The sequence below is a fragment of the Clostridioides sp. LIBA-2809 genome, from assembly GCF_056688965.1.
The window spans coordinates 2,936,755-2,951,872 of sequence record NZ_CP197004.1 but is presented as its reverse complement, the minus strand read 5'-3'; the positions used below and the strand labels follow the sequence as shown (position 1 = coordinate 2,951,872).

Below are 15,118 nucleotides of genomic sequence, written 5' to 3'. Positions count from 1 at the left end.
ATAATTTTAAATAATTAAATTTCTATAGACATTTGTAATTAATGTTGATATAATGATTAAAAATAAATGAAAGAAAGGGCAAGGTAACTGGGACAATGAGAATATAATTTATTTTTTATAATTTAAAGTATTGTAATTTTTGAAAAGCCTATTTTGGTGGCTTTATTTATGATGCTTAAATTAAGGAGAGTAGATTATAGTCTATACGTTTATTTGTTATGCCTATTTATGCAAATCTCTCCTTATATTTAAGTGCGTTAAGGAGGGATTTTTTTATGCTTTTATTAAAAGTAGAAAATTTAAAGAAATATTATGCTAATAGATTAATTTTAGATATAGATAAATTTGAAGTGTCAGAAGGAGACAAAATAGGTCTAGTTGGTTCAAATGGTCAAGGAAAAACAACATTATTAAAGGCAATACTAGGTGAAATAGAAATTGATGAAGGGAATATTTATCTTACAGATAGTTATTCATATATAAGTCAAAGCGAAAATAATATTGAAATATGTAGTAATAGTAAAGAAAAGAGTCTTTTAAATGCTCCTGATAAATTTGAAGAGTACTTATCAGGAGGTGAAAAAGTTAAGCTAAAGATAGCAGATGCACTAAGTGATAAGAAAAATATAATAATAGCTGATGAGCCAACTTCAAACTTAGATAAAAAAAGTATTGGGATTTTGGAAAATATGTTTAAAAGATATGAGGGAGCCTTATTATTAATATCTCATGATAGACGTTTCCTGGATGAGTTATGTACAACCATACTGGAGCTAGAGGATGGAAAATTAAAAGCTTATAAAGGCAATTACACTGATTATTTAATGCAAAAAGATGAAGAAGTAAAAAGAGCTGATTTTGAATATCAGGAATATGTTAAAGAGAAAAAAAGACTTGAAAAAGCTCTTTTATACAAAAAAGCTTTAAGTGATGGTGTAAGAAAAACTCCAAAACGAATGGGTAACTCTGAGGCAAGACTACACAAAATGGGTGGGCAAACTAATAAGAAAAAATTAGACTCAAATGTGAAAGCTATAAAAAGTAGAATTGATAAGCTTGAGATAAAGAATAAACCTAAGGTTTCTGCTGAAATGAAGATTAAGATTCAAGATGGTATGGAGATAATTAGTAAAAATTTAGTAGAGATAAAGGATATGACTTTAAATTTAGGAAATAAACTTTTGCTAGATAATGTTTCTTTTAAAATAAAAAGAGGTAAAAAAATAGCTTTGTTAGGTGATAATGGATGTGGAAAAAGTACTTTGATAAAAGAAATACTGAACAATAAAAATGAACATATAAAAATAAACAACAAGGTAAAAATAGGCTATTTTGACCAACATCAAAGTATATTAAATGAAGAAAAGAGTGTTTTGTATAACACTAAAGTTAATAGTTCATTCGATGAATCTTTTATAAGGATAAATTTAAATTTATTTGGATTTAAAGGTGATGATGTCTACAAAAAGGTAAAAGTACTCAGTGGTGGAGAAAAGGTAAAAATAGCACTATGTAAAATAATATTGGAAGATAATAATTTTTTAGTATTTGATGAACCAACGAATTACTTAGATATAAAATCTATGGAGGCATTAGAAAAGGCACTGATAAATACTGATAAAACTATGCTTATAGTATCTCATGATAGAGTATTTACATCTCATATTTGTAACTATATTGTTGAGATAAAAAATACTAAAATAAGAGAGTTTGACTGTGATTATGAGGAATATACAATTAATAGAAATAAAAAAAATCCTAGTAGAGATGATCAAGCTAAAAAAGAAAATCTTTTGGTATTAGAAAACAGACTTACAAATGTTATATCTATGTTGTCTATAGAAAAAGATAATATAAAGAAAGAACATTATGAATTAGAATATAATGAGTTGTTAAAACAAATCAGCAAAATAAAGAATAGTTTGTCAGAAAATTAAATGTGACTAAATATAAAATGAGGTGTCTCAAAATGGACTTTTTAGTCCATTTTGAGGCACTCTTTTTGTATGAAATCAAATATATGTTCATCATGTCAAATGAAAAAGAGGTCTATCTCTATTTTGAGATAGCCTTTTTTCATTTAACATGATATTGTATAATTATTTGATATTAAATTTTGTATTTAATTTAAAATTTATTCTGATTTAACTTTAAGCTTGGCAACCATTTCTTCTTCTGGAGTAACATAAATAGTACTGTTAGTCTCATAAATAACCATACCTGGCTTAGAACCACTAGGTTTTTTTACATTTTTTCTTTTAGTATAGTCTATAGGTACCTGAGAAGAAAGCTTTGACTTACTAAAAAATGCTGCTAGCATTGCCCCTTCAAATATAGTGTTATCAGGTACTTCTTTACCAGCACATTTTATTATTACATGAGAGCCAGGAATGTTCTTTGTGTGCATCCACAAGTCATCATTATCAGCAAGTCTTAGTGTAAGATAGTCATTCTGTTTATTATTTTTACCAACTAAAATCTTAAATCCATCAGAAGAAGTAAACTCATGAGGTTTTGTAGAAGGGATAGTATCCTTTTTACTGTTTTTCTTTTGAGCCTTGATATATCCAACCTTAGCAAGTTCTTCTTTTATATCTTGTAATTCAGCTAAATTTTCGCAGTTTTCAATACTTAAAATTATATTTTCCAAGTAATCTATTTCTTCCTTATTTAATGAAATCTGATGAGATATTTCAACTTTAGCATGTTTCATTTTATTATACTTTTTGAAGTATTTTTGAGCATTTTCAGATGGTGTCAAATTTTTATTTAATTCTATAGTTACATTCTTACAATTTTCATCATAAAAATTAGCAACCTCAATACTTTCCATACCTTTTTCTACCATATAGATATATGAAGTAATCAATTCACCTTTTACCTTGTAAATATCTGCGTTTTCAGACTCTGATAATTCTTCTTCCTGTTTTTTTAGTTTATTATAAAGTCTATCAAGCTTAACTGATATACTCTTCTTTAAGTCAGATGAACGTTGATTGATTCTATCCTTAATATCTTTAGTTCTATAGAAATCTTCTAATATACGAGACATACTATCTTTATTGATATATGATAAGTCACTAAATAATGTAAGATTTACACAACTGAAATCGACTACTTTATCCACTTTTTTATCTATAACAATACAAGGTGAGTATTTACTAGCATTTATATCACTGAACAAACTACAAAATTCTTTGTATAAAGAATTGAATTGTTCGTTAGAAACATCCTTTATAGAAGTACTTTGATTTACATTTGCTCGGTAACAAATTTCTTTGGCTATAGTAGGGCTTATACCTAGAAATTTAGAATATATGGACTTAAAAATAGGCCCTTCAAATTCATTCAAGTTACTAATAAACAAATCATTAGATATATTATCAAGAGGATTAAGTTTATCTTGTTTTGGTGGTAATGAATAGCTATGTGCAGGTAAAACCTGACGAACCCTACTGATGCTAAAAGGTACTCTTTTTATTGAATCTATAATTTTGTTATCTTCACCATGAGTTATTATTATGTTGCTGTGTCTTCCCATAATTTCAATCATAATATTTTTAATTGTCTTTTCTTTTAGTTCATCCAAAGATTCAACACTTATTTTTATTATTCTTTCAAAACCTATTTGAGAAATTTCTACTATGTTACCACCTTGTATGTATTTTCTAAGTAACATACAAAACATAGGTGCCTTTAGAGGGTTTTCTTTTTGATAATTGCTTGTAAGATAAACCCTAGGATTTGAAGCACTTGCACTTAAAACTAATCTAAAATTTTCTTTATTATTTCTTATATTAAAAATTACCTCATCATCTTCAGGTTGATGTATTTTATCTATTTTTCCACCTGTAAGTTTTGCTGATAATTCATCTACTATTGAATGTATAACTAATCCATCTAATGCCATGTATAGCACCCCTTTCTTTGACCAAAATAGTCAGTAAATTAATTATACACATAATATATGCTTTGTGACTAGGGGAAATTTAAACAAGAGAGTAATATTTAAATTGAATAATTATTTATACTTACTATGAAAGGAAATACTATATTTTAAAATTAATAATTTAAAGTTGATTAAATGTAAAATAAATATAGTATAATTATTGTGTAAAGTATAAGTTGTTACAATATATGAACTTTAAAAAATAAATCAATTTTAAAGTGTCATAGTATATAAATATGAAAGAAGGTTGAAAAAATGAAATTTATTGATTTAAGAAGTGATACTGTTACTATGCCTACTGATGAAATGAGAGAAGCTATGGCAAAGGCTCCTGTTGGAGATTCAATCTTTAGGGATGACCCTACTGTAAATAAACTTGAAGAATTAGCAGCAGCTAAAGTTGGAAAAGAAGATGCTATTTTTCTTCCAAGTGGAACTTTTGGAAATCAACTAGCTTTATTTACTCACTGTCTAAGAGGACAAGAAATTATTATTGGTAAAGGTTATCACATTGTAACTCATGAAGTTGGAGCACCTGCTGTAATAGCTGGAGTTCAACTTAGAACTATAGATGAAGATGAAAATGGAGCTCTTAATCCTGAGCTTGTTGAAAAGGCAATTAGAAGAGATGACATACATGAACCACAAACAGGTCTTATATGTGTAGAAAATGCATATTCAGGTGGAACTGTTGTAAGTCTTGACAATTTAAGAGAAATTAAAAAAATAGCTGAGAAACATAACTTACCAGTACATCTAGATGGAGCAAGATTATTTAATGCAGCTTTAACTTTAGGTGTAGAACCTAAAGAAATAGCAAAGTGTTGTGATAGTGTTATGTTCTGCGTATCAAAAGGATTAGCTGCACCAATGGGTTCTATACTTGCTGGAAGTAAAGAATTCATAGCAAAAGCTAGAAGAAAGCAAAAAATTATGGGTGGGGGAATGAGACAAGTTGGTATAGTTGCAGCTGCTGGTATAATTGCCATTGAAAAAATGACATTAAGATTAAATGAAGACCACGAAAATGCAAAGTATTTAGCTTGTGAATTAAATAAAATTGAGGGTATTGAAGTAAATAACATTAATCCAGACATAAGTATGGTATTCTTTAAAATGAGTGAAGACGTTATAAAAGAAGATGTTTTAATAAAAGAATTTTTTGAAAGAAATATAAAAATTAACAAAATGGAAAATGGTGAGTATAGATTTGTAACTCATGTAGATGTTACTAAAGAAGATTTAGACTATGTTTTAAAAACACTTAAAGAGCTAATAGGTGTATGTTAATAGAAAGCTACTAAAAGAGAACTATAGCTAGTTATTAGATATTTAATTATAAAATTCATAGACAGTTTAAATAAAACATACATAAAATTCATATAGAAATATTATTATATAAACATAGAAAGAACTAGCTTAAAAACATAATATAATTACCCTAATTGTAATGGCAACTCTCCCTCACATCCTCAAATTATAGTTGTCATTACAAAACTTTTCCCATAAATTATAAGTTTATGGGAATTTTTTTATGTTATAATAGTTTAAGTGTTAATTTACAAAGGAGCGATACTTATGAAATTTTGGAAACTACATGGAATAGGGAATGATTTTATTGCAATAGATGGAAGATTCGACCAGATAGATTCATCGAATTATACTTCTTTAGCAAAAAAAGTATGCCATAGAAGATTTTCTGTAGGAGCGGATGGCTTATTAGTTGTAAAAGATTCAAAAGTTGCAGATATAGAAATGGTATATTACAATTCTGATGGTTCAAGAGCAGCCATGTGTGGAAATGGTCTTAGATGTTTTTGTAAATTTGTTTATGATAATGGTATAGTCAAAAAAGAAAATTTTACAGTAGATACATTAGATGGTATAAAAGATATAAAAATAAATCTTACAAATAGTGAAATAAACTCTATAAGAGTCAATATGGGAGAAGGAAGTTTTATAGCTAAAGATGTTCCAGTATCTACAGATAAAAAACGTTTTGTGCAAGAAAGTATAAAAGTTTTAGATAGGGAATTCAAGCTTACTTCTATGTTGATGGGGGTTCCTCATACGGTAGTTATAGTAGATGAACTAGATGTAGATGATGTTTGTAAATATGGAAAAGAGATTGAAAATAATAAAATATTTCCTGAAAAAACGAATGTAAATTTTGTAAAGGTAGAAGATAAGTATAATATACATGTCTACACTTGGGAAAGAGGTTGTGGATATACTTTAGGCTGTGGGACTGGTATGACTGCATCAGCAATAGTATGTAATTTACTTAATATGGTAGAGAGTAGTGTAAATGTAACTTCTCAAGGAGGAACAGTTAAAATAGATGTAGGAGAGTTCTCTTATATGACAGGTCCAGCAGTAAAAATATGTGAAGGTGTTTTGGAGGATTAAGTAATGGCTATAAGTATGACTGGTTTTGGAAGAGGAGAATACAAAGATGACAATTATTATTTTTTAGTAGAATGTAAAACGATAAATCATAAGTATTCAGATATAAATATACGTCTTCCAAGAAAAATTTCATTTTTAGAGGATAAAGTTAGAAATTTAGTGAAAAATTATGTAAAAAGAGGAAGAGTAGATTTATACATAAAATTTGACTTATTAGGCAAAGAAGATGTAAACTTAAACTTTGATGAAGGACTAGCTTCTCAATATATAGATATATTAAAAGAAATAAAAAATAAATTCGATATTATAGATGATATTAGTGTTATGAATGTTGCAAGGTTTCCTGATATTGTAAAAATAGAAGAAAAAGAAGACGATGAAGATTTATTATGGTCAATGTTGAATCAAGCTGTTGAAGATGCATTAATAAAATTAAAAGAAATGAGAAGAGAAGAAGGTAAAAAATTAGCAGAAGATATTACTATGAGATGTGATTTATTAAAAGCTCATATAGAAGAAATTGAAAAATATTCAAGCAGTGTTGTAGAAGATTATAGAGAAAAATTGAATTTGAGAATAAGCGAATTGTTAGATGACCCAAGTATAATGGATGAAAATAGATTGGCACAAGAAGTTGCAATATATGCAGATAAAAGCAGTATAACAGAAGAAATAGTTAGATTTAAAAGTCATATAGGTCAACTTAAAAACACTATATTTAAAGACGATTCTATAGGTAGAAAAATAGATTTCTTAATACAAGAGATGAATAGAGAGACTAATACTATAGGTTCAAAGTCCTCTGATATAAATATAACTAATTTAGTCGTAGAAATAAAAAGCGAATTAGAAAAAATAAGAGAACAAATACAAAATATAGAGTAAGAATACAATATTAGAAGGGGAATATTTAAATGTTTGTGAAAAAAGGATTATTGCTAGTTGTATCAGGACCATCAGGTGCAGGAAAAGGTACTATTTGCAAAGAACTACTTAAAGAAAATGATACAATAAAACTTTCTGTATCAGCTACTACAAGAAAGCCAAGAACTGGAGAAGTTGATGGAGTAAATTATTTCTTCATAAGTAAGGATAAGTTTGAAGCAATGATAGAAAAAGGTGAGTTTTTGGAGTATGCTCAAATTTATGATAATTTTTATGGAACTCCAAAAGCAGCAATAATGGAATGTTTAGAAAAAGGGCAAGATGTACTATTAGAGATTGAAATGCAGGGAGCAAGACAAATAAAGGAAGTTTGTCCAGAGGGAGTGTTTATATTTGTACTACCACCATCACTTGAAGAACTAAAAAATAGAATTGTTGGAAGAGGTACAGAAACAGAAGCTGAAATAGAGAAAAGATTTAGCTGTGCATATGAAGAAATTAAAATGATTAAGGATTATGATTATTTTATATTTAATGAAGATGTAAAAACATCTGCTAAAGAAATAGAAGGTATAATATCATCTGAAAAGAATAAAGTTAGCAGATATAAAAATATTATAATAGAGAAATTCAAGGAGGAATTATAATTATGTTAAAACCATCTATCAATGAGGTACTAGAAAAAATAGACAACAGATACTATTTAGTAGGAACTGTTTCAAAGAGAGCAAGAAAATTAATTGATGGAGAAGAGCCATACGTTTCAAATAAAGCTAAAGAGAAGCCTGTATGTGTAGCAACTAAGGAAGTTGCAAGTGGAAAAATAACATACAGATTATTGACAGAAGAAGAAATAGAGATAGAAGAAGCTAGACACCATGCTGAGCAACACAAACAAATTTCAGAAGAGGAGTAAGGTCATGCTAAAAGATAAAACTGTTGTAATTGGCATAAGCGGCGGAATAGCTGCATATAAGGCTTGTGATGTTGTAAGTAAGTTAAAAAAACTAAATGCAAATATCCATGTTATAATGACAAAATCGGCAACAGAATTTGTTAAACCACTTACACTTCAATCACTAAGTCAAAATTATGTAGTAGAAGATATGTTTGAAGAACCAAAAACTTGGGAAGTTGAGCATATATCATTAGCAAAAAAGGCAGATTTATTTTTAATAGTGCCAGCAAGTGCAAATATTATAGGAAAAATTGCAAATGGTATAGCTGATGATATGTTGACAACTACTGTTATGGCAACAAAAGCACAAGTTTTGATGGCACCAGCTATGAATACTAATATGTATGAAAATCCAATTGTTCAAAAAAATATTCAAACGTTAAAGGATTTTGGGTATAAATTTATTGAACCAGAAAGTGGAAGACTTGCATGTGGAGATATTGGAGCAGGTAAATTAGCTAATCCAGATGTAATAGTAGAGGAAGTTTTAGCTAATCTTACTAAAGAGCAAGATTTAAAAGGTCAAAGCATTATAGTTACAGCTGGTCCAACTGTAGAAAGCATAGACCCAGTAAGATACCTAACTAATAGGTCTTCTGGTAAAATGGGATATTCTATAGCGAGAGAAGCTATATCTAGAGGTGCTGATGTAACATTAATATCAGGTCCTACAAACCTTTCTATTCCACAAAACCTTAAAAAGTTTGTGAAAATAGAATCAGCACAGGATTTGTATGAAGCAGTAGTATCAAATTTAAGTGAAAATAAAATTGTAATTCAAAGTGCAGCAGTTGCAGATTATAAGCCAAAAACCTATTCTGACAAAAAGATTAAAAAGAAGAATGATGATTTATCAATAGAACTAAGTAGGAATTATGATATTGCTTATGAAATAGGAAAAATAAAAGAAGATAGGATATTAGTAGGATTTGCAGCTGAAACTAACGACCTTATAGAACATGCCAAAGGAAAAATAAAAAAGAAAAATCTAGATTTTATTGTGGCAAATGATTTAACTAAAGAGGGTGCTGGTTTTAGAACTGATACTAATATTGTAAAAATCATAGATGTAGAAGGAAATATTACTGAGTATCCTAAAATGAAAAAAGAAGAAGTAGCTAATGTTATTTTAAATAAAATTAAAGTGTTACTTGAGAGATAAGAACTTTTTTAAATATGATATTTGTGTATTTTATCACAGCTAAAGTGGCTGAAAGCTGCAATTTAATTTTAGCGAGTAAAAACTCGCAAATGTCAGTTAAATTGTGGTTTTCAGCATTTATTTTGCCATAAAGTATAAAATATAATTAATAGTTAACTATTAAGATATGGTTAATATTATTAATGACTTGAAATTTTTTATAAATGCTGATATTTTTAACATTTTGTAAAATATATTAGAATATAAACAGTAGATTAAATTTAAGTAGAGGTTTTATAATGAAAAAATATGCAAAGGTAATAGTTAGAAGTAATACTATATACACAGATAATTTATTTACATATCAAATTCCTGTATTTTTATCAGAGTCTATAAGACTTGGACATAGAATATTAGTACCATTTGGAAAAGGTAATAGACCAACAGAAGCCTTTGTATTTCAATTTACAGATAGTTTAGATGAAAAAATAAAGATAAAAGAAATTATTGATATATTGGATGAGAAGCCAATATTTAGAGAAGAAGACTTAGAATTGGTTTATTGGATGAAAAATAGATATTTGTGTACTTATATAGAATGTATAAATTTAATATATCCAAAAGGATACAAATTAAATAATTATAAAGTGATATTATTAGGTGAAAGTTTAGCTGGATTAAACGAAGCTCAATTAAAGGAAAAAATATTGACTTTGAGTGATAAAAATAGAGAGATATTAGAAAAAGTAATTGATGGTAAAGGAAAAATTAAGGTTGATAAGTTAAAATATATACCAAATCTAAATAGTTCTTTGTACACAATGAATAGAAATGGAATTATAAAGCTATGTTGGGAATACAAAAATCATAAAAATGAAAAGAAGGTATGTTATATATCTTTGAGTTTGGAAAATGATAAAATTGATGATTATATAGAACAAAATAAGATAAATGTAGGAAGCAAGCAAAAAGAGATATTAAGTTTTCTTAAAAATAATGAAAATGTAGAGATAAATGATTTGTTAGATTTATTAAATGCCTCAAGACAAAGTATAAATTCTTTAAATAAAAAGAAGTTAATAACATTAGAGTTTAAGGATTACTATAGAGAGCCAAAAAGTATTTACAAATCTATATCAAAAAGTATAAAATTAAACAATGAGCAACAACAAGCGGTTGATGAGATAAAGTCAGATATGTTTGTGAATGAGAAGAAACCATACTTAATTCATGGCGTAACTGGAAGTGGAAAAACTGAAGTTTATATGGAAATAATAGAATTTGCATTAAATCAAGGCTTAGATAGTATATTTTTAGTTCCTGAAATAGCATTAACTCCTCAAACAATAGATAGGTTAAAAAGCAGGTTTGGTGATTTAGTTGGAGTGTTTCACAGTAAACTATCTGAAGGAGAAAAACATGACGTCTATAAAGCTGTAAAAGCAGGGAGAATAAGAGTTTTGATTGGAGCTAGGTCAGCTCTATTTGCACCTTTTAATTCTTTAGGTCTTATAATAATTGATGAATTCCATGAGTCATCATATAAGTCTGAGAAGAATCCAAAATTTAATGCCATAGAAGTAGCTAGATTTATGGCACTAAAAAATAATCTAACTCTTATTTTAGGTTCAGCTACTCCTTCAATTGAAGAATATTATAAAGCAAAATCTGGAGAATACAAACTTATAAATATAAAAAATAGAGCAAATGATAAACCTCTTCCAAACATCGAAGTGGTAGACATGAAAGATGAACTGGACAAGGGGAATAGGAGTATATTTAGTTTGAAGCTCCAAAAAGAAATAAGTTGTGCAATTGAAGAGAATAGCCAAGTCATACTGTTTTTAAATAGAAGAGGTTATGCAAATTTTGTATCTTGTAGAAAGTGTGGATACGTTTTTCAGTGTGAAAATTGTGACATATCTTTAACTTATCACAAGAAAAGTAATACTGGAAGATGCCACTATTGTGGATATGAGAAAGAAATACCAAAAGAGTGTCCTGAGTGCAAAAGTCACTATGTTAAGCCTTTTGGAGTTGGAACTCAAAAGATTGAAGAAGAATTAAAAAATATTTTTCCAGATATAAGAACCTTGAGAATGGATAAGGATACAACTTCAAAAAAAGGTGCTTTAGATGAAATACTAAATAAATTTAAAGATAAAGAAGCAGATGTACTCATTGGAACACAGATGTTAAGTAAAGGATTAGATTTTGATAATGTAACTTTAGTAGGGATTTTATCTGCAGATATGATATTAAATTTTCCAGATTTTAAAAGTTTTGAAACTACATTTCAACTGATAACTCAAGTTTCTGGAAGAGCCGGGAGAGCAGATAAAGAGGGTAAAGTAGTACTTCAGACATATGATACTGAACACTATGCTATTAAACATGCTATTGAATATGACTATGAGGGTTTTTATGAAGATGAGATAAAAATAAGAAAAGCATTTGGATATTCTCCTTTTAATAACATGTTGAGTGTAGTTGTTAGTGGTGAAGATGAGAGATTAGTAGTAAAAAACATAAAAAATATGCATGTATCATTGATTTATTTATTAGAAAAAAGGGGTATAAATGATTTAGGATTTATATTAGGTCCAAACCCATGTTCAATATCAAAAATAAATCAAAATTATAGATGGCAGATACTCTTTAAAGATGAAAATATTGAAATTAATCTGTTAAAGGGTATAATAAAATATATATGTATAACAAAACGAGATTTGATATTTGATAAGAATATCAATGTATCTATAGATATTAATCCAAACAGTGTATTATAAATTTAGGAGGAAATATAATGGCTTTAAGACAGATAGTTCAAATAGGAGAACCAGTATTAAGAAAAAAATCAAAAAAGGTTGAAAAAATTGATGAAAAAATAATACAATTATTAGATGATATGGCAGAAACTATGTATGATGCAGATGGTGTTGGATTAGCTGCACCTCAAGTTGGAATTTTAAAAAGAGTAGTAGTAATAGATATCGGAGAAGAACTTATAGAACTTATAAATCCTGAAATAATAGAAACATCTGGAGAGCAAATAGACGAGGAAGGATGTTTAAGTGTTGTTGGAGAGGGTGGAGATGTTCGAAGACCAAATTATGTAAAAGTTAGAGCTTTAAATAGAAATGGTGAAACAATAGAGTTAGAAGGAGAAGAACTTTTAGCTAGAGCATTTTGTCATGAGATAGACCATTTAGATGGAATTCTATTTGTTGATAGAATAGAAAAGTAGTAGGAGTTGATTTAATGAAAATAGTATTTATGGGGACACCTGATATAGCGGTTCCTTGTTTACAAAAAATAATAGATGAGAAGTATGATATATTAGGTGTTGTAACTCAGCCAGATAAACCAAAAGGAAGAGGTAAGAAACTAGGCATGAGTCCAGTAAAAGAGCTTGCAATTGAAAATAATATACCTGTATATCAACCAATCAAAGCTAGGGATGAAGAATTCATAGAGACAATGAAATCTTTAAATCCAGATGTAATAGTGGTTGTAGCTTTTGGACAGATACTTCCAAAAGACATATTAGAAATTCCTAAACTTGGATGTATAAATGTCCATGTTTCTTTACTTCCAAAATATAGAGGTGCGGCACCTATAAATTGGGTAATAATAAATGGTGAAGAAAAGACTGGTGTTACAACTATGTACATGGACGAAGGTTTAGATACTGGAGATATGATATTAAAAACAGAAGTGAATCTTGATGATAATATAACAGCAGGAGAACTTCATGATAAAATGATGAACATAGGTGCAGAAACTTTAAAAGAAACATTAAAGTTAATTGGAGAAGGAACTGCACCAAGAGAGGTACAAAATCATGAAGAATTTTCTTATGCTCCAATAATGAATAAATCATTAGGCAATATAGATTTTTCAAAAAATGCTATGGAAATACACAATTTAGTTAGAGGTGTAAACCCATGGCCAAGTGCTTATACTACTTACAATGGTGTTACAATGAAAATTTGGAAAACCAAAGTGTTAGATGAAGAAAGCACAAAAGATGCAGGTACAATAATTGATGTAAATAAAGAGGGTATAAAAATAAGTACTAAAGATAAGGTACTTTTAATTGAAGAAATTCAGATGCCAAATAAAAAGAGAATGTTGGTTGGTGAATATATAAAAGGGAATACTATAGAAACTGGTTTAGTATTGGGTTAGGTGAAAAGTATGACAGATATAAAGAAGTATTTAACAAGTGTTGGGATTTTAATTTTAATATTAGGGATTTTGATAGGAGTTGTAAACTTTTTTATAATGAGTTTAACTCAAATATTTTCTTTAGCAATAAATGTTATAATAATATCACTAATACTTATAATACTATCTTCAACAGCAGTTACTTATAGAGTAATTAAAGGAAAAAATGTTAACTCAAATATAATGAAAATAAACTTTAAGATTGTCAGTGGATTATTTCCCATTATATCTTTCATTGCATCCTCATTTGGTATGTCAAAAAGTGAGATTAGAAGGATATATATAAAGTTAAATAATGAATATATATACAGTAATAAATATAATTTTAATCCAGAGGATATAATAATTTTAATACCTCATTGTATTCAAGAGAATAGTTGTAAATTAAAAGTTACTAATGATATAGATAATTGTAAAGAATGTGGAAGATGCAATATAGGAGAATTGACTAAGTTGAAGAAAAGAAGTAAAGTAAAAATATTTGTAGCTACAGGAGGAACTTTAGCTAGAAAGATTATAATAGACAATAAACCTAAAGCTGTTATAGCTGTTGCATGTGAAAGAGACTTAACATCTGGAATACAAGATATAAAAAAAATTCCTGTTTTAGGTGTATTTAACAAAAGACCTAACGGACCCTGTGTAAATACTAATGTAGATATGGTAGATATTGAAAAAGCTATAGACTTTTTAACAGGAAAAAATATATTAGCTTGTAATTAAACTGTTTTTAAGCTATGTGAATATTAAGAGGATGTGTAAAAATATATTTTAGGAGAGTGTTATTTATGTACCCTGTATATGGCGGTTTTTGGGGATTTGACCCAACGATGATTATATTAATTCCAGCTATACTATTCACTGCATATGCACAATTTAAAGTGAGTTCAACAACAAATAAGTATTTGAAAGTAAGAACACGTCGAGGATATACTGGAGAACAAACAGCAAGAAGAGTACTTGATTCAAATGGTCTGTATGATGTAAGTATAGAAATGGTTAGAGGACACTTAAGTGACCACTATGACCCAAGAAGAAAGGTCGTAAGATTATCAGAAGATGTATATTATGGAACTTCCATAACTTCTGTTGCAGTAGCTGCACATGAGTGTGGTCATGCAATGCAACATGCTAAAGGTTATGCTCCTCTTCAAATAAGAAGTAGCTTAGTGCCAGTAGTAAATTTTGCATCAAGTATATCTTGGTTTTTAATATTTATAGGATTTATTATGGCTGGTCCATTTTTAAAAATTGGTATACTATTGTTTTCAGCTTCAGTATTATTTCAGATAATAACATTACCTGTAGAATTTAATGCTTCAAGTAGAGCAATTGTTCAACTTGGAAATTTAGGTATTATAGATGAGAGTGAGTCAAGACAAAGTAGAAAAGTGCTTTCAGCAGCAGCTTTAACATATGTTGCAGCAGCATTGGTTTCAATACTTCAATTACTTAGATTGTTACTAATAGCTCAAAGAAGAGATGACTAAAAGTAAAGTGGGTTGTTTAGAAACAACCCTTTTTTATGTTTAATAAAAGGGAGAAA

General features: G+C 28.3%; 13 protein-coding genes. 12 read left to right on the top strand and 1 reads right to left on the bottom strand.

All coding sequences use genetic code 11. From position 1 onward, the window contains the following. Nucleotides 1-275 precede the first annotated feature (275 nt). Nucleotides 276-1,937 (top strand): ABC-F type ribosomal protection protein CplR, encoded by a 1,662-nt coding sequence (gene cplR / locus ACTG44_RS14000; RefSeq protein ID WP_479920656.1) that lies wholly within the window; start codon nt 276-278, stop codon nt 1,935-1,937. A 197-nt stretch (nt 1,938-2,134) separates the two neighbouring features. Here cplR and ACTG44_RS13995 read toward each other — a convergent pair whose 3' ends face one another. Next, the gene (locus tag ACTG44_RS13995) at nt 2,135-3,910 is read right to left on the bottom strand and encodes an Rqc2 family fibronectin-binding protein (protein WP_479917254.1); all 1,776 of its coding nucleotides are present in this window, start codon (nt 3,908-3,910) and stop codon (nt 2,135-2,137) included. A gap of 294 nt (nt 3,911-4,204) precedes the next feature. Here ACTG44_RS13995 and ltaE point away from each other — a divergent pair, with 294 nt between their 5' ends. The 11 genes from ltaE (at nt 4,205) to ACTG44_RS13940 (ending at nt 15,062) form a co-directional block, all read left to right on the top strand. Then, nucleotides 4,205-5,239 carry a low-specificity L-threonine aldolase gene (gene ltaE / locus ACTG44_RS13990; protein WP_021385487.1) on the top strand — a complete coding sequence of 345 codons (1,035 nt, stop codon included), beginning with the start codon at nt 4,205-4,207 and terminating at the stop codon, nt 5,237-5,239. Nucleotides 5,240-5,527: 288 nt separating this feature from the next. Then, nucleotides 5,528-6,358 carry a diaminopimelate epimerase gene (gene dapF, locus ACTG44_RS13985; protein ID WP_021385362.1) on the top strand — a complete coding sequence of 277 codons (831 nt, stop codon included), beginning with the start codon at nt 5,528-5,530 and terminating at the stop codon, nt 6,356-6,358. A gap of 3 nt (nt 6,359-6,361) precedes the next feature. Continuing rightward, a complete protein-coding gene (locus tag ACTG44_RS13980; protein WP_479920655.1) occupies nt 6,362-7,243 on the top strand; it encodes a YicC/YloC family endoribonuclease in 882 nt (293 codons plus the stop codon). A gap of 29 nt (nt 7,244-7,272) precedes the next feature. After that, nucleotides 7,273-7,890, top strand: a complete 618-nt coding sequence (gene gmk / locus ACTG44_RS13975; RefSeq protein WP_021385567.1) for a guanylate kinase — start codon at nt 7,273-7,275, stop codon at nt 7,888-7,890. Between the two features lie 2 nt (nt 7,891-7,892). Further along, nucleotides 7,893-8,159, top strand: coding sequence for a DNA-directed RNA polymerase subunit omega (rpoZ, locus tag ACTG44_RS13970; RefSeq protein ID WP_021385513.1), 267 nt, complete (start codon nt 7,893-7,895; stop codon nt 8,157-8,159). 4 nt (nt 8,160-8,163) lie between these two features. Beyond that, nucleotides 8,164-9,363, top strand: coding sequence for a bifunctional phosphopantothenoylcysteine decarboxylase/phosphopantothenate--cysteine ligase CoaBC (gene coaBC, locus ACTG44_RS13965; protein WP_021385549.1), 1,200 nt, complete (start codon nt 8,164-8,166; stop codon nt 9,361-9,363). Nucleotides 9,364-9,641: 278 nt separating this feature from the next. Beyond that, nucleotides 9,642-12,131 carry a primosomal protein N' gene (gene priA, locus ACTG44_RS13960; protein ID WP_479920654.1) on the top strand — a complete coding sequence of 830 codons (2,490 nt, stop codon included), beginning with the start codon at nt 9,642-9,644 and terminating at the stop codon, nt 12,129-12,131. Nucleotides 12,132-12,148: 17 nt separating this feature from the next. Then, complete coding sequence (gene def, locus ACTG44_RS13955; protein WP_021385382.1) at nt 12,149-12,589, top strand: peptide deformylase; 441 nt, start codon at nt 12,149-12,151, stop codon at nt 12,587-12,589. Nucleotides 12,590-12,603: 14 nt separating this feature from the next. After that, nucleotides 12,604-13,533, top strand: coding sequence for a methionyl-tRNA formyltransferase (gene fmt, locus ACTG44_RS13950; protein WP_479920653.1), 930 nt, complete (start codon nt 12,604-12,606; stop codon nt 13,531-13,533). Nucleotides 13,534-13,542: 9 nt separating this feature from the next. Next, the gene (locus ACTG44_RS13945) at nt 13,543-14,295 is read left to right on the top strand and encodes a DUF116 domain-containing protein (RefSeq protein WP_021385401.1); all 753 of its coding nucleotides are present in this window, start codon (nt 13,543-13,545) and stop codon (nt 14,293-14,295) included. A 65-nt stretch (nt 14,296-14,360) separates the two neighbouring features. Continuing rightward, nucleotides 14,361-15,062 (top strand): zinc metallopeptidase, encoded by a 702-nt coding sequence (locus ACTG44_RS13940; protein WP_021385405.1) that lies wholly within the window; start codon nt 14,361-14,363, stop codon nt 15,060-15,062. Nucleotides 15,063-15,118 lie beyond the last annotated feature (56 nt).